The sequence below is a fragment of the Pseudoalteromonas sp. GB43 genome (assembly GCF_054923805.1).
The window spans coordinates 169,423-192,244 of record NZ_JBPCHJ010000001.1 but is presented as its reverse complement, the minus strand read 5'-3'; the positions used below and the strand labels follow the sequence as shown (position 1 = coordinate 192,244).

Genomic DNA, 22,822 nt, shown 5'->3' with positions numbered 1-22,822 from the left:
TTTACAACAATTAATTTCTGCGCTAAAGAAAAGGGCTTATAAATGCACGAAGGTGTGATGAAGGCATGGCTAGAATCTTCTCACTTAAACGGCGGTAACGTTGCTTACGTAGAAGAGCTTTATGAAGCGTACTTAGATGATGCGACTTCTGTGCCAGAAGAATGGCGAGAAGTGTTCGAACAATTACCAAAAGTTGATGGTGTGGATGTTGACGTTAAACATTCAGAAGTTCGTTCACAATTTGCACAGCTTGCTAAAAACAAGCATAGAGAAGTAGTGGTAGCAGAGGGTGGCTCTGGTGATCCTAAACAGGTCAAGGTGCTACAACTTATTAATGCTTTCCGTTTCCGTGGTCACCAAAATGCCAACCTAGATCCATTAGGTATTTGGCAACGCGAACGTGTTCGTGATCTAGAATTAGAGTACCACGATTTATCTGAAGCTGATTTTGACCGTGAATTCAATGTGGGTTCGTTTGCTGTCGGTCGCGAAACCATGCCATTAGGTGAGCTATATCAAGCACTCAAAACGACTTATTGTGGGTCGGTTGGTGCTGAGTATATGCACATCACTTCAACTGAAGAAAAGCGTTGGTTACAACAACGTTTAGAATCAGTGCAATCACGTCCAACGTTCTCTAAAGAAGAAAAGCTACGTATCCTTAAAGGATTAACAGCTGCAGATGGTCTTGAAAAATACTTAGGGGCTAAGTTCCCTGGTGCAAAACGTTTCTCACTTGAAGGTGGTGATGCGTTAGTACCAATGCTTAAAGAACTAATTCATCGTGCAGGTGAAAGCGGACAAAAAGAAGCTGTTATTGGTATGGCTCACCGCGGTCGCTTGAACGTACTAGTGAACGTTTTAGGTAAAAACCCATCAGAATTATTCGATGAGTTCGCTGGTAAACACAAAGACACATTAGGCTCAGGTGATGTTAAATATCACATGGGTTATTCATCTGACTTTGCAACTAAGGGTGGCAACGTGCACATGGCACTTGCATTTAACCCGTCTCACTTAGAAATCGTTAACCCAGTGGTTATGGGTTCGGTACGTGCTCGTTTAGACCGTCTAGGTGATAAGTCAGGTATTAAAGCATTACCAATTACTATTCACGGTGACTCTGCAATCGCAGGTCAAGGTGTTGTACAAGAAACATTTAACTTATCGCAAACTAATGCATTTAGTTGTGGTGGTAGTATCCGTATCGTTGTAAATAACCAAGTTGGTTTCACAACGTCTAAACAGTCTGATGTACGTTCTACACCATACTGTACTGATATTGCGAAAATGGTTCAGGCACCAATTTTCCACGTTAACTCTGACGATCCTGAAGCGGTTGCATTTGTTACTCAAATCGCACTTGATTTCAGAAACCAGTTTAAACGTGATGTAGTGATTGATTTAGTATGTTATCGCCGTCATGGTCATAACGAAGCGGATGAGCCGAACGCTACTCAACCACTTATGTACCAAAAAATCAAAAAGCATCCAGTACCTCGTCTAATTTACGCAGACCAATTAGTTGCTGAAGGTTCGTTCTCAGAAAATGAAGTAAAAGCACTTGCTGATGATTACCGTAACGGTTTAGACAAAGGCAACTGTGTTGTTGAAGAAATTCAACTAGAGACATCGCACTCTTCTGATTGGGCTAAGTTTGTTGGTCACGATTGGGATGTTGAGTACGATGCAACAGTATCGGTTGAAAAGTTAAAAGAGCTTGGCGAAAAAGTAGCAAGCTTCCCAGAAAGCCACAAAGCACAGTCGCGCGTTAAGAAAATCTACGACGACCGTAAGCTAATGGCAACAGGTGAAAAACCACTTGATTGGGGTATGGCTGAAACACTTGCTTATGCAACGCTTGTTGATGCGGGTACAGATATCCGTTTAACAGGTCAAGATTCAGGCCGTGGTACATTCTTCCACCGTCATGCTGTTGTTCATAACCAAAAAGATGCATCAACATACTTGCCGCTGCAAAATATCAGCGAAAAGCAAGGTGCATTTGAAGTGTATGACTCAGTTCTTTCTGAAGAAGCGGTACTTGCATTTGAATATGGTTACGCAACAGCTGAACCTACGTCGCTTGTAATGTGGGAAGCACAGTTTGGTGACTTCGCGAATGGTGCACAAGTTGTATTTGACCAATTCTTAAGTTCAGGTGAGCAGAAGTGGGGCCGTTTATGTGGTCTTACATGTTTACTTCCACACGGCTACGAAGGTCAAGGTCCTGAGCATAGCTCGGCACGTTTAGAGCGTTTCTTACAGTTGTGTGCTGATCACAATATGCAAGTATGTGTTCCTTCAACTCCAGCGCAAGTTTATGCAATGCTTCGTCGTCAATCAGTACGTCCACTTCGTCGTCCATTGATTGTTATGACGCCTAAGTCGCTACTTCGTCACCCGTTGGCAACATCTTCACTTGAAGAGTTATCTGAAGGTGTGTTCCATAATATGATCGATGAAATTGATGATATTGCAGCAGATAAAGTAGAACGCGTTGTATTCTGTAGCGGTAAAGTTTATTACGAGCTACTACAAGAGCGTCGTAAGCAAGAATTAAATAACATTGCTATTGTTCGTGTAGAACAATTATATCCATTCCCACACGCTGAGATGGATACAATCATGCAGCGTTACCAACACGTTAAAGATTTTGTTTGGTGTCAAGAAGAGCCACAAAACCAAGGTGCATGGTATTGTTCTCAACACCACTTTGTTGATGCAATCCCAGCCGGTGCTAAATTAACTTACGCAGGTCGTAAAGCATCAGCATCACCAGCGTGTGGTTACATGTCAGTGCATAATAAAGAACAACAAGCGCTCGTTGCAGATGCGCTTACTATTGAAAAGAAAGGATAAGCAATGAGCACAGAAATTAAAGTTCCTGTACTTCCTGAGTCGGTTGCTGATGCTACTGTTGCAACATGGCACGTAAGTGTTGGCGACAAAGTGAGCCGCGACCAAAACTTAGTAGATATCGAAACAGATAAAGTTGTTTTAGAAGTTGTTGCACCAAATGACGGTGTAATCACTGAAATTTCACAAGAAGAAGGTGCAACGGTACTTGGCGAACAAGTAATTGCATTACTTGGTGATGCAGATGCTGCACCAGCAAGTGACGACTCTGCACCAGCTAAATCAGAAGACGCGCCAGCGGCGCAATCAGCACCAGCATCAGAAGGTAAAGAAGTGGACATTAAAGTACCTGTACTTCCAGAATCAGTCGCAGACGCGACAATTGCTACTTGGCACGTTCAACCAGGTGAAGCGGTAACACGCGACCAAAACCTTGTTGACATCGAAACTGATAAAGTTGTTCTTGAAGTTGTTGCTCAAGAAGACGGTATCATGGGTGAGCACATTCACGCTGAAGGCGAAACAGTACTTGGTGAGCAAGTAATTGGTACAGTTAAAGCGGGTGCAGCACCGGCAGCAGCAGCTCCTAAAGCTGAAGCAGCACCAGCAAGCGAATCAAATGACAGCTCTGACGTATTAACACCGTCAGTTCGTCGTTTAATCGCTGAGAAAGGTCTTGATGCATCAAAAATCAAAGGTACTGGCAAAAATGGCCGTGTAACTAAAGAAGATGTTGATACATTCTTAAAAGCACCGGCAGCAGCGCCTAAAGCAGAAGCAGCAGCGCCAGCAGCACCTATGGGTGACCGTACGCAAAAACGTGTTCCTATGACTCGTTTACGTAAAACAATCGCTAATCGTCTTCTTGAAGCGAAAAACTCAACTGCAATGTTAACGACTTTCAACGAAGTTAACATGAAGCCAATTATGGATCTTCGTAAGCAGTACCAAGAAGTATTCGAAAAGCGTCACGGTATCCGTTTAGGTTTCATGTCTTTCTACGTGAAAGCAGTAACTGAAGCACTTAAGCGTTTCCCTGAAGTAAATGCGTCTATCGACGGTGATGATATTGTTTATCACAACTACTTCGACATCAGCATCGCGGTTTCTACACCACGTGGTCTTGTTACACCAGTACTTAAAGACTGTGACAAGCTATCAGTTGCTGAAATCGAAAAAGGTATCCGTGAGCTAGCGCTTAAAGGTCGTGACGGTAAATTATCAATTGATGATATGACAGGTGGTAACTTCACTATCACTAACGGTGGTGTATTCGGTTCATTACTATCTACACCAATCATCAACTTACCACAGTCTTCAATCTTAGGTATGCACAAAATCCAAGAGCGTCCTATGGCTGTAAATGGTAAAGTTGAAATCTTACCAATGATGTACTTAGCGTTATCTTATGATCACCGCCAAATCGATGGTAAAGAATCAGTAGGTTTCTTAGTAACAATTAAAGAGTTACTTGAAGATCCGACTCGTTTACTACTAGATGTTTAATCTGGTTGTATGAAAACTAAGCTGTGAACCTCGTTCACAGCTTTTTTTTTGCGCCTTTGGTCTAACTGGGGTTTTCATGTGGAGCCTTGGGATTTATACTAAGTGCGCAATTTGGGATAGCTGTTTATTTTGCATAAATATTCAGCTCTTTTAGTATAAAAAATTGGATAAAGCATCATGAATTTGCATGAGTATCAGGCAAAACAACTTTTTGCCGAATATGGTTTACCAGTTTCTCAAGGTTTCGCTTGCGATACACCTGAAGAAGCTGCAGCAGCTGCTGAGAAAATCGGCGGTGATATGTGGGTTGTTAAAACACAGGTTCACGCAGGTGACCGTGGTAAAGCTGGCGGTGTTAAGCTAGTTAAAACAATCGACGAAGTTAAAGAGTTCGCTGCGAACTGGTTAGGTAAAAACTTAGTTACTTACCAAACAGACGAAAATGGTCAGCCAGTAGCTAAAATCCTTGTTGAAAGCTGCACTGACATCGCTAACGAATTATACCTTGGCGCTGTAGTAGATCGTGCTTCTCGTAAAGTTGTTTTCATGGCATCTACTGAAGGTGGTGTTGAAATCGAGCAAGTTGCAGAAGAAACTCCAGAATTAATTCACAAAGCTGAGATCGATCCACTAGTTGGTCCTCAAGCTTACCAAGCTCGTGAATTAGGTTTCAAACTAGGTTTAAACCCTACTCAAATGAAACAGTTCGTTAAGATCTTCATGGGTCTTGCAAACATGTTCAACGATTTCGATTTCGCATTATTAGAAATCAACCCGCTAGTAATCACAGACGAAGGTAACCTTCACTGTCTAGACGGTAAAATCGGTGTAGATGGTAACGCGCTTTACCGTCAACCTAAAATCCGTGAAATGCACGATCCTTCACAAGAAGACGCGCGTGAAGCTCACGCTGCAAGCTTCGAGCTTAACTACGTTGCACTAGACGGTAACGTTGGTTGTATGGTTAACGGTGCAAACGCCTAGCGATGGGTACTATGGACATCGTAAACCTACACGGTGGCAAGCCAGCTAACTTCCTAGATGTTGGTGGCGGCGCAACTAAAGAGCGTGTATCTGAAGCATTCAAGATCATCTTATCTGACGACAACGTTAAAGCTGTTTTAGTTAACATCTTTGGTGGTATCGTTCGTTGTGACATGATCGCAGAAGGTATCATCGGTGCAGTTAAAGAAGTAGGTGTAAATGTTCCTGTAGTAGTACGTTTAGAAGGTACTAACGCTGAACTTGGTCGTGAAGTACTAGCTAGTTCTGACCTTAACATCATCGCTGCTGAATCACTAACAGACGCAGCTGAAAAAGTTGTTGCTGCTGCGGAGGGCAAATAATGTCTGTATTAATCAATAAAGATACAAAAGTTATCTGTCAAGGTTTCACAGGTGGCCAAGGTACTTTCCACTCTGAGCAAGCGCTTGAGTACGGTACGCAAATGGTTGGTGGTGTAAGCCCAGGTAAAGGCGGTCAAACGCACCTTGGTCTTCCAGTATTCAACACAGTACGTGACGCTGTTGAAGCAACTGGCGCAACTGCATCAGTTATCTACGTACCAGCACCTTTCTGTAAAGATGCAATCTTAGAAGCTATCGATGCTGGCATCGAGCTAATCGTTTGTATCACTGAAGGTATCCCAACACTAGACATGGTTGACGTTAAAGTTAAGCTTGATGAAACTGGTGTTCGTATGATCGGTCCTAACTGCCCAGGTGTTATCACTCCGGGTGAAACTAAGATCGGTATCATGCCTGGTCACATCCACAAGCCTGGTAAAGTAGGTATCGTATCACGTTCTGGTACTCTTACTTATGAAGCGGTTAAGCAAACTACTGACGCTGGTTTCGACCAATCAACATGTGTTGGTATCGGTGGTGACCCAATCCCTGGCACTAACTTCATCGACGTTTTAGAAATGTTCGAAAAAGACGAGCAAACTGAAGCTATCGTTATGATCGGTGAAATCGGTGGTACTGCAGAAGAAGAAGCTGCAGAATACATCAAGCACAACGTGACTAAACCTGTTGTTTCTTACATTGCTGGTGTTACTGCACCTGCAGGTAAGCGTATGGGTCACGCTGGTGCAATCATCGCAGGCGGTAAAGGTACTGCTGATGAGAAGTTTGCTGCATTAGAAGCTGCTGGCGTAAAAACTGTACGTTCATTAGCTGATATCGGTAATGCACTTAAAGAGAAAACAGGCTGGTAATCAGTTCTAATCTCTTAAAAAAGGCTCGCTTATGCGGGCCTTTTTTGTATCTGCCACTATCTTATAACATGCACGAAAATTCCACCTGCAAATTAAGAATAATAATGCTTTATTTGTGAATATAAATTCTCTACACTTGTGGCTTGTATATCTGTTTTTATTAAAACATTCGACTTTAATAAGGTAAATATTACGTGCGTACCACAGAATTGGTAGATGGATTTCGCCAGTCAACTCCATACGTTAATGCTCACCGCGGTAAAACATTCGTTGTTATGCTTGGCGGAGAGGCGATCGATCAGTCTGGTTGTCGCAGCATCATCAACGATGTCGCGTTATTAACTAGTCTTGGTATTAAGATTGTTTTAGTGTTTGGTGCTCGCCCACAGTTTAACGCAGCGCTTGAACAAGTTGGCATAACTAGTCAGTTTCATAATGAGATACGTGTAACTGATAACGCAACATTTGATGTAATTAAAAAAGTTGCGGGTGCAATGCAGTTTGATATAACCGCGCGTTTATCTACGTCTTTAAGTAGTACACCTATGTCTGGCTCATTTTTAAATGTGGTGAGTGGTAATTTTGTTATTGCTCAGCCTTTAGGTGTTGATGAAGGTGTTGACTATCATCATTCAGGTAGAGTGAGACGTATCGATGTTGCGGGTATTCGCCACCAGTTAGATAACAACGGAATTGTGCTGCTTGATAATAGCGGCGTCTGTTACAGGTGAAAGCTTTAATTTAACTGCTGAAGAAATTGCTACGCAAGTAGCTCTCAAACTACGCGCCGATAAAATGCTTGGTTTTTGTCAAGAAGCCGGTATTTTGGATGAAAATGGTGAAGCAATTGCAGAGCTAATGCCAAATGAAGCTGAGCAGCTATTAGCAAGCTATCGCAAGCAACCAGATTCATGTTTAAGTGCTACTGTATTTTTACAAGCTGCAATTGATGCTTGTCGAGGTGGCGTGCATCGTTGCCACCTTGTTAGCTATAAAGAGGATGGCGCATTATTACAAGAGTTGTTCTCTTTAGATGGTATTGGTACACAAATCGCACCACAAAGCTCTGAGCAATTACGAAGTGCCAGTATTGCTGATATTACCGGTATCATTAACCTTATTAGACCCCTTGAACAGCAAGGCTATTTGGTTCGTCGTTCTCGTGAACAGCTAGAAATCGAAATTGAACAATTTACGGTTATTGAGCGTGATGGACTTATCATAGCCTGTGCGGCTTTGTATCCGTTTGCTGATGAACAAGTAGGGGAGTTTGCAAGTTTGGCTGTCCACCCTCAGTACCGAGATGCCGACCGCGGCAGTTATCTACTGAGGTTTATTATTAATAAGGCTAAACGTGCAGGTTATTCGCATTTATTTGCTCTCACTACACGCAGCATTCACTGGTTTTTAGAGCAAAGTTTTGAAATAGTGACAGTTGAGGAGCTACCTGCGAAGAAAAAAGCGCTTTATAACCATGAACGCCGCTCTAAAGTATTGCGTCTAGATTTAACTAAGCTAGGTAATAAGAGGTGACGCATGTGTCACCTCTTATATACCCAAACCACCTCAAGGTGCGAGTTTCAGCATATTGAGGGGCTTGGGTATACTCTTAATATTGATAGTTAATGTGCTGATAAAAACGCACACGTAAATCTTGGCGAGTTGGATTAAATGCCAGCTCGTCAGTAACTTCATTTATCGCACTTTGCACTTGATTCATAAACTTACCATAACCAATGTCATGCTTGTCTTTATCGGCTGCGGCAATCACAAAATGTAGCGAATCTACAAGTTGATCAGCATCCCAGTACTGTTGTAATTGCACCTGCTCAGAGCTGCAATCAAAGGTCAGCTTTTGCAGTTCGCTGTTACTTTGTGCGTTATCAATATTGCTATTACGAACAATAGGGCGGGTACCGTTAGCGATGAAAGCGCCGAGTGTTAATCCGCGTTTATCACATGCTCGTTTGAATGCATCAAAGATGTATTGATAAAACTGCGTATAATTCTCTTCATTCAACATATGCTGAAATTGCGTTTTAATGGCGCGAGTTACTGGAATCGAAAACCCAGCGTATGTCATCTCACTGTGTTCATTTGGCACATGACATTGGCGAGACTGGTAACGTGGGTATAAGCTACGTAATTTATAGCCATAGCTTTCTTTGTGACCTTTTGCTTTAGCAAATAAATCATAAGTTAGATGTTGGTGGTCACGAATTTTAAGAGGTGGTTGGCCGCTTAGTAGCTTTTCTTGTAATGAGTTGATCACTCTTTGCACATTATGATGAAAACTAGCCGCATGAGCGCGAATATCTTCACCGGTCGCTAAAAATAATAAGCGAATTTTTTTGCATTTTTGCTCACCATCAGCAAATACATTATGTGCTTCATGGTATTGTGGGTTATAGAAAAACAAAATCTGCTTAGCGGTTTCTAAGCTATATGCCTCATCATGGTAACGAACCACGGGTAATTTATCGTTGGCGATTAGGTGTACATTATGTAATTCATACTCATCACATAGTGCAAATAACTCCCTTGCAAGACGCTTATAAGCACAGCTCACATTGGTGAACTGGGCAAAAAACTCATCAGTAGGTTTAAATTCAACTAACACATACTGGTTTGCACGTGCTGAGCTTGGAATATAGACTCGATGTTGATTGAGCGAAGCCATCTTTTTTCCTTATTGGTAGTGAAACTGACGGCACTATATCGCTAGTCAATGATCATTTTATTGCGTTAGAACAATTTTTTACCGATTTTGTCCAGTCTGTGAACTATGTATTCAACAATCGACGTAATATCTTCAATAAACATGATGCAACCACTGTATGTTAGGGTTTGTTTTTGTAATAATGCATTAGTTTTGTCACCATGCAATATTCAGAGGATTATGCTCCTATGGCGGAAATTGAGAATCGCCCAAGTAACTTTATTAGAACGCGTATCGACGAAGATCTAGCAAGCGGTAAGCATGCGACTACACACACGCGTTTTCCACCAGAACCAAACGGTTTTTTACACATTGGTCATGCAAAGTCTATTTGTTTGAATTTTGGTATCGCCCAAGATTATCAAGGTCTTTGTAACTTACGTTTTGATGATACGAATCCAGAAAAAGAAGACATCAACTACGTAAACTCGATTAAAGAAGATGTGCAGTGGTTAGGTTTCCAGTGGGATGGTGAAATTAAATATTCATCTAACTATTTCGATGCGTTATATGGCTATGCTGTTGAGCTTATCGAAAAAGGCCTAGCATATGTGTGTTTCTTATCGCCAGATCAAGCCCGTGAATACCGTGGTACTTTAAAAGAGCCAGGTAAAAACAGCCCATACCGTGATACGCCAGTTGAAGAAAACCTGGCGTTATTCGAAAAAATGCGTAATGGCGAATTCAAAGAAGGCGAATGTGTACTGCGTGCTAAAATCGATATGGCAAGCTCATTCATGGTACTGCGTGATCCGATTTTATACCGTGTACGTTTTGCTCATCACCACCAAACAGGTGACAAGTGGTGCATTTACCCAATGTACGACTTCACGCACTGTATTTCAGATGCGCTAGAAGGCATTACACATTCTCTATGTACGCTTGAGTTCCAAGATAACCGTCGTTTATACGATTGGGTATTAGATAACATCAGCCTTGAGTGTCATCCGCAACAAATCGAGTTCTCACGATTAAATCTTGAGTACACCATTATGTCTAAGCGTAAATTAAACGACTTAGTGGTAAATGGTCATGTTGAAGGCTGGGACGACCCACGTATGCCAACGATTGCTGGTTTACGTCGTCGTGGTTATACACCTGCATCAGTACGTGAGTTCTGTTCTCGTATCGGTATCACTAAACAAGAGAACATGGTTGAAATGGGCATGCTAGAAGCCTGTATCCGTGAAGACCTAAATGAACATGCACCTCGTGCAATGGCTGTTCTTGAACCGGTGAAGATTGTTATCGAAAACTATGACGCAGATAAAGTAGAAACCTTGTCTGTTGCTAATCACCCGAATAAAGAAGAGATGGGTCGCCGTGACGTACCTTTCACTCGTGAACTTTATATCGAGCGTGAAGACTTCCGTGAAGAAGCAAACAACAAGTTTAAGCGTTTAGTTCTTGATAAAGAAGTACGTTTACGTGGTGCGTATGTAATTAAAGCTGAGCGCGTTGAAAAAGACGAAAACGGCGAAATTACAACTATCTTCTGCTCTTACGATCCTGAAACTCTGGGTAAAAACCCAAGTGATGGCCCGTAAAGTTAAAGGTGTAATTCACTGGGTATCAGCGAGTGAATCTATCACAGCTGAAGTTCGTTTATACGACCGTTTATTTAACGTGCCAAACCCAGCGGCAGCAGAAGACTTTAACGCAACACTAAATCCTGAATCACTTGTGGTTCTTGAAAATGCGAAAGTTGAGCCGTCACTTGCAAATGCACAAGCAGAGCAGGGCTTCCAGTTTGAGCGTACAGGTTACTTCTGTCGTGATAGCAAAGCAGAAACCTTAGTATTCAATCAAACTGTGGGTCTTCGTGATTCATGGGCGAAGATTGAACAAAAGGGCTAATAGCTAATTTTGTTAAGTTTCTATGCTTAATAAAAAACCCTTTCACTTTAAAAGTGAAAGGGTTTTTTTATAACTATTAATAGCGATTAGAAATAACCGCGAATACCCAAGCTGAAGTTACGACCAGGTAGTGGTGCTTTTTCTTTAATGAATGAGCTGTGTACGAAACCAAGTTCATCGGTTAAGTTGTCAACATTGATGTAAAGCTGTGTATCAACAGGACCTAAGTCAAGTTGGTAGTTAGCTGATGCATCAAATAGGGTATAGCCGTCAGTTTTTGTCTCGTAAGCAGTAATGTCAGACTGCTCAAAATAATGAGTACCGGTTAGGCTAAACTTCCAATTAGACACTGTGTACTGTAATTCAGAACCCAGTTTATTAGCCGGAATACGAGGTAAGTAACCTTCATCATCTTTTAGCTTAGCCGTTGTTGAATCACCAAACACTTTAACTAACGCACTTGGCGTCACTTGATAATGTACGTCAAATTCAATACCGTATAATTTCGCATCTTTACTTGTGAATTGGTAAACCGCCATTGCATCTTCATCTGCATCAGCTGCTGATTCTAAGCCATGCTCTTCATCGAAAACTAAACCGGTATTTTGCTGGTAGTAGTAGTTTTCAATGTCGTTATAGAAGAAGTTAACTGTGTAACCAAAGTCACCAATAAAACGACGGAAACTTAAATCAAAGTTAGTTGCAGTTTCTTGCTTGATATCTTCTGGCTCAAAATGAATTTCGCCATCTTCAATATGATAACCAAGACCTAGCTCGTAAGTGCCTGTTGCGATATGAATACCGTTTGATAGTAATTCAGCACTCAGCGGCGCACGTTCTGAACGTGATACACTCAGAGCAACACTTTGGCCTTCTTGATATTGCCAAATTGCACCTGCAGATAAGCTTAGATTTGTGAAATCTTCACTGTAGTTAATTATTTCAGCTTCTTCTTCGTCATGGTGCTCTTCTTCCTCTTCATGATCGTGATCATGATGATGCTCAGCCATGCTTACAGCAGAATCGATTTGATAATCTTCAAGGCGTGCACCTAGCTCAATGGTCACATCACCAAACTGGCGCTCTTCAAGAACGAATAACGCGTTTGTTTTAGTGACACTTGCTGGCGTAAAGGCTTCTTCACCATCTGCATCATAGTCAGACTCAGTGTAGTGATAACCAGCCATACCGTGCCAAAGGCCTAACTTGTGCTCAACGGTTGCACGTGCTTCGGTTGTTTTGTTTGTAAACACGGTGCCCACTGCACCATCTTCGATTTCAGCGTGTTTGTAGTCTGTGTAGCCAACGCGTAGTGAGATATTTTCAATCCAGTTATCATGAAGTGCATAGCTCATGTAGCCTTGCCAGCGATCTTGCTCTAGCTGTGCAAATACTGATTCTTCGTGCTCTTCTTCACCTTCATGTTCGTCATGATCTTCCTCTTCTTCATGATGATGATGCTCATGAGCAGGAATACCATAATCTGTTTCGATGCGGCCGTATGACACACCTAGCGTTAGATGATCGCCCACGTAACTAGTACCAAAGTTAACTGTTTGGCTATCGATAAAGGTGTTTTCTACGCTGTTAGCTGTTTCGTGTTCTTCATGCTCTTCACCTTCATGCTCCTCGTGCTCTTCATGTTCCTCAGGAAGCTCAAAGTTCGGTGTGTCGTAATCGTGACCTTTGCGCTTAGTACCGTCAAAATGGAAGTTGAAACCATCGTTACCGGTTTCAAGTTTTGCAGCATAGGTGTTGGTATTAGATACTGTATCGTGTGTATATTGAGCAGCACCGGTTAAAGACTAGATGTTATCGGTAGGAATACGGTTATCAACAACGTTCACCACACCACCGATAGCGCCAGAGCCATAAAGTAGAGTAGCAGGGCCGCGAAGTACTTCGATTTGCTCTGCTGCTAGGCTGTCATTTGATGTTGCGTGGTCAGGGAATTTATACGAGATGCATCACTGCTATCAAGGCCATTTTGGGTGATCTTCACACGCGGACCATCTAAACCACGAATAATTGGGCTTGATGAAACTGGGCCAAAGTAGCTAGCATTAACGCCCGGTAAACCTTTTAGTGTTTCGCCTAATGTCGGTTTTGCTTTGTCTTTTAACTCATCACCGGCTAAAACATTCACAGGCGAAATCATTTCAAGACTATTTTTATGAAGCGCTGATGCATAAACAACAACCGTTTCAACTGAGGTTGGTGTAAGCGTAACCACAACATTTTGGTCTTCGCCATTAATAGCAATACGCTTATCGATGAAATTGTTTTTACTGATGTGAAGCTGACCTTTATTGTCTACATCAATTTTAAACTGACCTTGTTTGTCAGTCACAACGCTTTGTGATTTGCCGTGTACATGTATTTCAGCATTGCTGATAGGTTGTTGGTTTTTATCTAATACTTGACCTGTGATCACAGCAGCCATTGTTGATTGAGAAAACAGCGCAGCGGCAACAGCACTAGAAAGAATTGAAACTTGTTTCATCATTACTACTTCTAAGTTTGTTGTTGAGTGTTGCGTTATATTATAACGCTGAAAATATTAATCGCAATAACGTTATACTATAACTTTACCTATACCTTAACCCTAAGTCGCGATTTTATCACCATACACTATACTTAGACTGTTACACTGAGATGGCTGAATCTTATGTCTGATAAAAATAGGGTATTCAAAGCAAATTTTACTATTGCTGATTTAAGAGAGCATCGTAATCACAAAGAGGTGTTTACCACTGCTTGTGACCGTCGTGAAAGCTATCAACACTTTGTACTCAAGCTTTTAAGTTATTGCTTATTTTCACACAACGAAACAGCCATATTGAATGCAAGGTTCAGTCATGCTGAACCGGATGTGTCAATAAAAGCGCTTGATGACCACTATCAAACATGGCTTGCTGTTGACCAACCGGATATTGTGCAGCTTAATAAAATCGCGAAGCGGGTTGATGAACTGTGGGTCGTGACAACCTTAAACAACGACTGGCTTAAAGAAAATGAACACCAGTTGGAACTTATTAATAATGGTCATTTAATTGCGTTTGATAACAGCTTTATTGAGGAATTAGCGAGTCATCTAACTAAAAATCTGCAGTGGGATGTTACGATTGATCAGCAAATGGTGAGTGTGTCAGATAAAGAAAATTTCTACCAAACGAGTAAGCTTATTTGGCATTAAAGCTCAATTTTTACCTTGCCATTGGGTTTACTACAACACAGCAATACTTCACCAGTTCTAACAAAAGCAAGCGGCTCTTGATTGTAGCTCACATCACCTTCGACTAATTTTGCACGGCATGCGCCACAATAACCTTCACGGCATTGGTAGGGGACATCTATTTTGTGTTGTTCTAGGCATTCAAGGAGAGATGAACAGCCAGAATCAAATTCAAGATTCTGGCTGTCTGTTCCTGCAAGGATAACCTCTGCAGTGGTGTTTGAGCTCATTACAGGTCGAAATCACCAAAGTCAGATGCATCAACTTGAGAGTCAATTTGACCAACAAGGTAAGAGCTGATTTCAGCTTCTTGTGGCGCAACTTGAACGTTGTCAGATACTAACCAAGAGTTGATCCACGGAATCGGGTTACTCTTACTTTCGAACTGTGCTGGTGAAGTTTACCGCAGTCATACGTGCATTAGTTATGTATTCAACGTATTGGCATAAGATATCTTTGTTAAGACCAATCATAGAACCATCCTTGAACAGGTATTCTGCCCAACCTTTTTCTTGTTCTGCTGCTTCAACAAACATCTGAATTGCTTCTTCACGACATTGTGCTGCAACGATTGCCATTTCTGGGTCGTCTTTACCTTCTTGCATAATGTTCAAGATGTGCTGTGTGCCAGATAAGTGTAGCGCTTCATCACGGGCGATTAGCTTGATGATTTTTGCATTACCTTCCATCAATTCACGCTCAGCGAAAGCAAATGAACAAGCAAAGCTTACATAGAAACGAATCGCTTCTAAGATGTTAACCGACATCATTGCTAGGTAAAGTTGCTTTTTAAGGTCAAATAAGCTGACTTTAACTTCTTCACCATTGATCACATGTTTACCTTCACCATATAGGTTGTAAACAGAAATCATGTTTATTAAATCATCGTAATACTTAGTTACCGCATCAGCACGCTCACTGATTTTCTCGTTGCTTACGATATCGTCAAAGATAAGTTCAGGAGATTGTGTAACGTTACGAATAATGTGTGTGTATGAACGGCTGTGAATGGTTTCACTGAACGCCCATGTTTCAATCCAAGTTTCTAACTCAGGAATAGACACAATAGGTAATAACGCAACGTTAGGTGAACGGCCTTGTACACTATCAAGAAGCGTTTGATATTTTAAGTTACTTAAAAATATGTGCTTTTCGTGTTCTGGTAACGCTTGGAAGTCAAGACGGTCTTTACTTACATCAACTTCTTCAGGACGCCAAAAGAACGAAAGTTGCTTTTCGATTAGCTTTTCGAAGATAGGGTACTTTTGTTGGTCGTAACGTGACACGTTTACCGTTTAAACCGAAAAACATCGGTTCTTGTAATTGGTTATTATGATTTCGGCTAAAAGTTGTATATGACATAGTGATTTCTCAAAAAACAGTCAGGACAAAGCGGGCTAATGAGCCCGCTTTTGTTATGTTATTAATTTAATTAGATTTTACAAGCGCCGCCTGCACAACCGTCATCTTCTACCTCTGGTGTTAACTCATCTTGAGAGTCTGATGCACCATCACGTGTGTTGTGATAGTACAGGGTTTTAACACCAAGTTTATACGCAGTCAGTAGGTCTTTTAATAGCACCTTCATAGGTACTTTACCGCCTTCGTACTTAGATGGATCATAGTTAGTGTTTGCAGAGATCGTTTGGTCAACGAATTTTTGCATAATACCAACCAGTTGTAGGTAACCATCGTTTGAAGGAATATCCCACAGTAGCTCGTAGTTATCTTTCAGATTCTCATAATCTGGCACTACTTGCTTTAAGATACCATCTTTACTTGCTTTAACGCTGATATGACCACGTGGTGGCTCGATACCATTTGTCGCGTTAGAGATTTGCGATGATGTCTCTGAAGGCATAAGGGCAGATAGCGTTGAGTTACGCATACCGTGCTCTTTAATGCTCTCGCGTAATGAATCCCAATCTAAGTGAAGAGGCTCATCACAGAACTGATCTAGGTCACGTTTGTAAGTATCTGTTGGCATAATGCCTTGAGAATACGTTGTCTCGTTAAATTTAGGACACGCACCACGTTCTTTCGCTAACTCATTTGATGCTTTCATTAGATAATATTGAATTGCTTCAAATGTCTTGTGAGTTAGGGCATTTGCACTGCCATCTGAGTAGCGCTTACCATTTTTTGCTAAGTAGTACGCGTAGTTAATAACACCAATACCTAGCGTGCGACGACCCATAGTCGCGTTTTTCGCCGCAGGAACAGGGTAGTCTTGGAAATCAAGTAAGTTATCAAGGGCACGTACTGCAAGTTCAGCAAGCTCTTCTAATTCGTCAAGTGACTCAATTGCACCTAAGTTAAACGCCGACAGCGTACAAAGTGCAATTTCACCTTCTTCATCCATTACATTGCTAAGTGGCTTAGTTGGTAATGCAATTTCTAAACATAAGTTAGATTGACGAATTGGTGCCACAGTCGAGATGAATGGGCTGTGCGTATTACAGTGGTCAACGTTTTGTAAGTAGATACGACCTGTGCTGGCACGCTCTTGTGCAAACATTGAGAATAACTCAATCGCCTTAATACGTTTTTTACGAATTGACTCGTCTTGCTCGTATTTGATGTATAGCTCATCAAACTTTGCTTGATCTTCAAAGAACGCATCGTATAGACCCGGTACATCTGATGGGCTAAATAATGTGATGTAATCGTCTTTGATTAAACGGCTATACATTAATTTGTTGAACTGCACACCGTAGTCAAGGTGACGTACACGGTTATCATCAACACCACGGTTGTTCTTAAGAACAAGTAGGTTTTCAACTTCTAAGTGCCAAAGTGGGTAGAACAGCGTTGCTGCGCCGCCACGAACACCACCTTGTGAACAGCTCTTGACTGCTGTTTGGAAGTGCTTATAAAACGGAATACAACCTGTATGGTACGCTTCGCCGTTACGAATAGGGCTACCAAGGGCACGGATGCGACCGGCATTAATACCAATACCTGCACGTTGCGAAACATATTTAACAATCGCAGACGATGTTGCATTAATAGAATCTAGGCTATCACCACATTCAATAAGTACACATGAGCTGAACTGACGTGTAGGGGTACGTACACCTGCCATGATAGGTGTCGGTAATGAAATTTTGAATGTAGATACTGCATCATAAAAACGCTTGATGTAATCAAGGCGTGTCTCTTTTGGATAATCAGAGAATAAGCTTGCAGCCACTAAGATATATAAAAACTGTGCACTTTCGTAGATTTCACCAGTAACACGGTTTTGAACTAAATACTTACCTTCAAGTTGCTTTACAGCAGCGTAGCTGAAGTTTAAGTCACGGTTGTGATCGATGTAAGCATCTAAGTCATCAATTTCTTGCTCGGTATAATCAACAAGTAGGTGTTGATCATAACGCTTGTCTTCAACTAATTTGGTGATGTGATCGTATAAGCGCGGCGGCTCAAATTGACCATATGCTTTTTTACGTAAATGGAATACAGCTAAGCGAGCAGCGAGGTATTGGTAATCAGGCGTATCTTTAGAGATCTGATCAGCTGCAGCTTTGATGATTGTTTCATGAATGTCATCGGTACGAATGCCGTCATAAAATTGAATGTGTGATTTTAATTCAACTTGTGAGACAGACACATTCTCTAGACCTTCTGCGACCAAGCGATCACGCGATGGATCTTATCTAGATCAAGTGACTCTTTACGGCCGTCACGTTTGCTTACAGATAGCTGTTGGTTCATAGTTTTGCCTGTATTCCTTGGGAAATTTTAGTTGTAAGACAAAGGTATTCTTTAATGTAATTATTATTATTCAACACCAAGATAAACTAATTGAATAACATTTAGCCACAATATCTGGTGTTGTTTAAATTGCAGATCACAAGATAGTGTGGTCTGAGTTGTTTTGCAAGGGATAGAATTGCCCCAATTTGTGGATAACTATTGGATAAGCGCATTGTGTTAGTAACCATTAACCTTTGAACATTCATAGACGACGAAATTTGTAGAAATCAACAAAAGATCCAGAAAATTTAACGTTTTGAAAAATAAATTTTGACTGATTTTTTTATCATCAATGAATGCTCAAAAGTAAATCAAATCACAATATATGGTGTTTCAATTATCAAATAACACTATATATGGTTTAAACCATCAATCGGCGTTTGCCAATTGAAATCCGCTTGCCAGCCAAGTGCAGCGTCTATACTGGGTATATAACCCCATAACGCTGTTGCGCTGTACATATTGGCCGCTTTTGCAGCTTGAATATCACGTTCAGCATCACCGATATACAAACAACGTCTCGGATCAACATCTAAGATCTCAGCGGTGTGTAATAGTGGATCCGGTGATGGTTTTGACACAGCTAATGTATCGCCACTCACAACTGCCTTTGCATCACGCAAGGAGGGAATAGCCTGCACTAAGGGCTCAGTTAAAAAGCCGGGCTTATTAGTCATAATGCCCCACTTAATATTGTTTTGCTCAAGTGCAATTAAAAGCTGTTCGATGCCGTTGAAGCATTTACTGTGCACAGCAATATCTTCGGCGTAATAGTCAAGAAGCTGTTGGCGCAAGGCTAGTTGTTCAAGTTCGGGCCAATTATCCCCAAACCCTACTTCTAATAATGCATTTGCACCGTTAGACGCAGCAGGGCGATAAACATGCTCAGCAACAGGCGCCACATTGGCGTCTGCTAACACGCGGTTTAATGCACCACCTAAGTCATCCGCGGTATCGAGTAGTGTGCCATCTAAATCAAAGATAAACGCATCAAAATCGATAGAGGGTGCTTGCACACCACTCATTAGGCTAGTTTCTCAAAGTGAAGGATGTAATTAACACTTACATCATCATTTAAGCTGTACTGCTTAGAAAACGGGTTATAGTGAAGGCCGGTACTGGCGCGTACTTTTAATCCTGCTTCTTCTGCCCATGCAATAAGCTGCGCAGGTTTGATAAACTTTTTATGGTCATGCGTACCTTCAGGCACCATTTTTAAAAGCTTTTCAGCACCGACAATAGCAAACAAGTAGGCTTTTGGTGTTTTATTTAATGTTGAAAAGAACACATCAGCGCCCGGTTTAGCAAGTTCTGCTACAGCACGAATAATAGAAGCAGGGTCTGGAACATGCTCAAGCATTTCCATACAAGTCACTACATCAAAGCGAGCAGGGTGCTCAGCAGCGAATTGCTCTGCAGGTACTTTTATATAATCAACAGGCACGCCTGTTTCTAAACTATGTAACTTAGCAACGGTGAGTGGCTCTTGGCCCATATCGATGCCGGTTACTTTCGCGCCCATACGCGCCATACTTTCACTTAAGATGCCGCCACCACAGCCAACATCTAAGGTTTCCTTATCAAATAAGCCGCCTACTTTATCAGCGACAAAATCCAAGCGAAGAGGATTTATTTCATGAAGGGGTTTGAACTCTCCGTCGCGGTCCCACCAACGTTCTGCGATGGCTTCAAACTTTGCAATTTCTGCATTATCTACATTTTGATGCTCGGTCATAAAAAACTTCCTCGTTAATCTGAGGCCATTATATAGGGGGAAATTAATAAATCGCAAAGATTTAGCGCCTGTAAATCTAAATAAATTGTGATAGCATGGTCTGGAAATAATAACTAAAGCTCTTAAGACGGCGGTTTGCCTCTTAATGAGTCAATACTGAAGGAATGTGAAATCAAATGACTGATCTCGCCAATGAAATTCTGCCAGTCAATATTGAAGATGAATTAAAAAACTCCTACCTTGATTACGCGATGAGTGTAATCGTAGGACGTGCATTGCCAGACGTACGTGACGGCTTAAAGCCAGTTCACCGCCGCGTTCTATTTGCAATGAACGAACTCAATAATGATTGGAATAAACCTTACAAGAAATCAGCACGTGTTGTTGGTGATGTAATCGGTAAGTACCACCCACATGGCGACAGCGCGGTATATGACACCATCGTTCGTATGGCGCAGCCTTTCTCATTACGCTACATGCTTGTTGACGGCCAAGGTAACTTTGGTTCTGTTGACGGTGACTCTGCGGCAGCAATGCGTTATACGGAAGTCCGTATGGCGAAAATGTCACATGAATTATTAGCTGATTTAGAAAAAGAAACGGTTGATTACGTACCGAACTACGACGGTACTGAGCAAATTCCTGACGTATTACCTACAAAAGTACCTAACTTATTAGTAAATGGTTCTTCGGGTATCGCGGTTGGTATGGCGACGAACATTCCACCTCATAACTTAACAGAAGTTATCAATGGTTGTTTAGCGCTTATTCAAAACCCTGATATGTCAATTGCTGACCTTATTGAATATATCCCAGGTCCAGATTTTCCGACTGCGGCGATTATCAATGGTAAAAAAGGCATTGAGCAAGCGTACTTAACCGGTCGTGGTAAAGTATATATCCGTGCTCGCGCTGAAATCGAAGTTGACGAAAAAACCGGTCGTGAAACAATCATCGTTCACGAAATCCCTTATCAAGTTAACAAAGCACGCCTTATCGAAAAGATCGCAGAGCTTGTTAAAGATAAGAAGATTGAAGGTATTAGCGCACTACGTGACGAATCAGATAAAGACGGTATGCGTATCGTTATCGAAATCAAACGTGGTGATGTTGGTGAAGTAATCTTAAACAACCTATATGCACAAACTCAGTTACAAACTGTGTTTGGTATGAACATGGTTGCACTGGATAACAACCAACCTAAGTGTTTCAACTTAAAAGAAATGCTTGAAGCGTTTATCGTACACCGTCGTGAAGTTGTTACACGTCGTACTGTATTTGATTTACGTAAAGCCCGTGACCGTGCTCACACGCTTGAAGGCTTAGCGATTGCACTTGCGAATATCGACCCAATTATCGAGCTTATTCGTAAGTCACCAACACCAGCAGAAGCAAAAGCGGCACTAACAGCACGTTCTTGGGAATTAGGCACTGTTAAAGCAATGCTTGAAAAAGCAGGTGAAGATAACGTAGCGCGTCCTGATTGGTTAGCGGCTGATTTAGGTATCCGTGACGGTCAGTACTATTTATCTGAGCAACAAGCACAAGCAATTCTAGACTTACGTTTACACAAATTAACGGGTCTTGAGCACGAGAAGATCTTAGACGAGTATCAAACACTTCTTGATCTAATTGCTGAGCTTTTACACATTCTTTCAAGCCCAGAGCGTTTAATGGAAGTTATCCGCGATGAGCTAGTAGAAATTAAAGAGCAATATGGTGACGAACGTCGTACTGAAATCAGTGCAGCTGCTCACGATATTAGCCTTGAAGACCTAATCAATGAAGAAGACGTTGTTGTAACGCTTTCTCACGAAGGTTACGTTAAGTATCAACCACTATCAGATTACGAAGCACAGCGTCGTGGTGGTAAAGGTAAGTCAGCAACGAAGATGAAAGATGAAGACTTCATCGAACGTCTATTAGTTGCTAACACGCACGATACAATCCTGTGCTTCTCAACAGCGGGTCGCTTATACTGGTTGAAAGTATATCAGTTACCATTAGCAAGCCGTGCTGCGCGTGGTAAGCCAATAGTTAACTTATTACCACTTGAAGCAGATGAGCGTATTACTGCTATCTTACCAGTACGTGAGTACGAAGAAGATAAATACATCTTCATGGCAACTGCATTTGGTACAGTTAAGAAAACACCACTTACAGCATACAGCCGTCAACGTGCGAGCGGTATCATCGCAGTTAACCTAAATGAAGGCGATAGCCTAATTGGTGTTGATATCACTGATGGCACGAATGAAATCATGCTATTCACTGATGCTGGTAAAGTTGTTCGCTTTAAAGAAGCAGAAGAGTCAGCAGTTGTTGATGAAAACGGTAACCCAGTTCTAGACGAAAATGGTAACCCAGAAATCCGCTTCAAAGGTGTACGTCCAATGGGTCGTACAGCAACAGGTGTTCGTGGTATTAAGATGGCTGACGACCAACGCGTTGTGTCGTTAATCGTACCTAAGTCAGATGGTGCAATCCTAACTGTGACAGAAAACGGTTACGGTAAGCGTACAGCACTTGAAGACTACCCATCGAAGAGCCGTGCAACACAAGGTGTTGTATCAATCAAAGTAAGCGAGCGTAATGGCGCTGTGGTTGGTGCAGTACAAGTTGACGATAACGACGAAATCATGATTATCTCGAATCGCGGTACCTTAGTACGTACCCGTGTAAACGAGGTTTCTACGGTTGGTCGTAATACTCAAGGCGTTATTTTGATACGAACTATTGACGAAGAGCAAGTAGTTGGTTTACAACGTATCGAAGAAATCGAAGTTGATGAGCTAGAAGCCATCGAAGGCGAGGCCGTTGAAGTAGTCGATACCAATACTGAAGAAACGGGTGATAACCCACCTTCAGAATAACATTGATTTAAAAAGCGGCTTCGGCCGCTTTTTTTATCCGCACTATAATTACTGGAATGAG

The 22,822-nt window shown here is 41.7% G+C and carries 9 protein-coding genes and 6 pseudogenes; 8 read left to right on the top strand and 7 right to left on the bottom strand.

Going from position 1 to position 22,822, the window contains the following annotated elements:
- Nucleotides 1–42 precede the first annotated feature (42 nt).
- From ACRWSG_RS00940 to argA, 5 genes and pseudogenes are all read left to right on the top strand, one after another.
- Entirely contained in the window at nt 43–2,862 is a 2,820-nt protein-coding gene (locus ACRWSG_RS00940; RefSeq protein ID WP_138600672.1) for a 2-oxoglutarate dehydrogenase E1 component, read from the top strand.
- Nucleotides 2,863–2,865: 3 nt separating this feature from the next.
- Nucleotides 2,866–4,365, top strand: a complete 1,500-nt coding sequence (odhB, locus tag ACRWSG_RS00935) for a 2-oxoglutarate dehydrogenase complex dihydrolipoyllysine-residue succinyltransferase (RefSeq protein ID WP_166340241.1) — start codon at nt 2,866–2,868, stop codon at nt 4,363–4,365.
- 177 nt (nt 4,366–4,542) lie between these two features.
- Nucleotides 4,543–5,711 (top strand): annotated as a pseudogene (gene sucC / locus ACRWSG_RS00930) (ADP-forming succinate--CoA ligase subunit beta).
- Nucleotides 5,711–6,583 carry a succinate--CoA ligase subunit alpha gene (sucD, locus tag ACRWSG_RS00925; RefSeq protein WP_462165374.1) on the top strand — a complete coding sequence of 291 codons (873 nt, stop codon included), beginning with the start codon at nt 5,711–5,713 and terminating at the stop codon, nt 6,581–6,583. Before sucC ends, sucD begins: the two are co-directional and overlap by 1 nt.
- Before the next feature lie 194 nt (nt 6,584–6,777).
- Nucleotides 6,778–8,116 (top strand): annotated as a pseudogene (argA, locus tag ACRWSG_RS00920) (amino-acid N-acetyltransferase).
- Between the two features lie 76 nt (nt 8,117–8,192).
- Here the strand turns inward: argA and ACRWSG_RS00915 are convergent.
- A complete protein-coding gene (locus ACRWSG_RS00915) occupies nt 8,193–9,263 on the bottom strand; it encodes a DUF3083 family protein (RefSeq protein WP_166340237.1) in 1,071 nt (356 codons plus the stop codon).
- Between the two features lie 227 nt (nt 9,264–9,490).
- On the opposite strand from ACRWSG_RS00915, the pseudogene glnS reads away from it, so the two are divergent.
- Nucleotides 9,491–11,159 (top strand): annotated as a pseudogene (gene glnS, locus ACRWSG_RS00910) (glutamine--tRNA ligase).
- An 86-nt stretch (nt 11,160–11,245) separates the two neighbouring features.
- Here glnS and ACRWSG_RS00905 read toward each other — a convergent pair.
- A pseudogene (locus ACRWSG_RS00905) lies at nt 11,246–13,662 on the bottom strand (TonB-dependent receptor).
- A gap of 165 nt (nt 13,663–13,827) precedes the next feature.
- Here ACRWSG_RS00905 and ACRWSG_RS00900 point away from each other — a divergent pair.
- Entirely contained in the window at nt 13,828–14,355 is a 528-nt protein-coding gene (locus tag ACRWSG_RS00900) for a YaeQ family protein (RefSeq protein ID WP_054551360.1), read from the top strand.
- Here the strand turns inward: ACRWSG_RS00900 and yfaE are convergent.
- The 5 genes and pseudogenes from yfaE to ubiG form a co-directional block, all read right to left on the bottom strand.
- Nucleotides 14,352–14,624, bottom strand: coding sequence for a class I ribonucleotide reductase maintenance protein YfaE (gene yfaE, locus ACRWSG_RS00895; RefSeq protein ID WP_054551359.1), 273 nt, complete (start codon nt 14,622–14,624; stop codon nt 14,352–14,354). The genes ACRWSG_RS00900 and yfaE overlap by 4 nt on opposite strands.
- Nucleotides 14,624–15,756 (bottom strand): annotated as a pseudogene (gene nrdB / locus ACRWSG_RS00890) (class Ia ribonucleoside-diphosphate reductase subunit beta). Before nrdB ends, yfaE begins: the two are co-directional and overlap by 1 nt.
- Before the next feature lie 70 nt (nt 15,757–15,826).
- Nucleotides 15,827–18,111: pseudogene (gene nrdA / locus ACRWSG_RS00885) on the bottom strand (class 1a ribonucleoside-diphosphate reductase subunit alpha).
- A gap of 392 nt (nt 18,112–18,503) precedes the next feature.
- A complete protein-coding gene (locus tag ACRWSG_RS00880; protein ID WP_462165371.1) occupies nt 18,504–19,178 on the bottom strand; it encodes an HAD family hydrolase in 675 nt (224 codons plus the stop codon).
- Nucleotides 19,178–19,888 (bottom strand): bifunctional 2-polyprenyl-6-hydroxyphenol methylase/3-demethylubiquinol 3-O-methyltransferase UbiG, encoded by a 711-nt coding sequence (gene ubiG, locus ACRWSG_RS00875; protein ID WP_058585083.1) that lies wholly within the window; start codon nt 19,886–19,888, stop codon nt 19,178–19,180. Before ubiG ends, ACRWSG_RS00880 begins: the two co-directional genes overlap by 1 nt.
- A 176-nt stretch (nt 19,889–20,064) precedes the next feature.
- On the opposite strand from ubiG, the gene gyrA reads away from it, so the two are divergent.
- Nucleotides 20,065–22,761: a DNA topoisomerase (ATP-hydrolyzing) subunit A gene (gene gyrA / locus ACRWSG_RS00870; protein ID WP_138600685.1), complete on the top strand. Its 2,697-nt coding sequence runs from the start codon at nt 20,065–20,067 to the stop codon at nt 22,759–22,761.
- Nucleotides 22,762–22,822: the final 61 nt, after the last annotated feature.

Coding starts and splice junctions, on each gene's coding strand:
- ACRWSG_RS00940 (WP_138600672.1), top strand. CDS start 43: ATGCACGAAGGTGTGATGAAGGCATGGCTAGAATCTTCTCACTTAAAC.
- odhB (WP_166340241.1), top strand. CDS start 2,866: ATGAGCACAGAAATTAAAGTTCCTGTACTTCCTGAGTCGGTTGCTGAT.
- sucD (WP_462165374.1), top strand. CDS start 5,711: ATGTCTGTATTAATCAATAAAGATACAAAAGTTATCTGTCAAGGTTTC.
- ACRWSG_RS00915 (WP_166340237.1), bottom strand. CDS start 9,263: ATGGCTTCGCTCAATCAACATCGAGTCTATATTCCAAGCTCAGCACGT.
- ACRWSG_RS00900 (WP_054551360.1), top strand. CDS start 13,828: ATGTCTGATAAAAATAGGGTATTCAAAGCAAATTTTACTATTGCTGAT.
- yfaE (WP_054551359.1), bottom strand. CDS start 14,624: ATGAGCTCAAACACCACTGCAGAGGTTATCCTTGCAGGAACAGACAGC.
- ACRWSG_RS00880 (WP_462165371.1), bottom strand. CDS start 19,178: ATGAGTGGTGTGCAAGCACCCTCTATCGATTTTGATGCGTTTATCTTT.
- ubiG (WP_058585083.1), bottom strand. CDS start 19,888: ATGACCGAGCATCAAAATGTAGATAATGCAGAAATTGCAAAGTTTGAA.
- gyrA (WP_138600685.1), top strand. CDS start 20,065: ATGACTGATCTCGCCAATGAAATTCTGCCAGTCAATATTGAAGATGAA.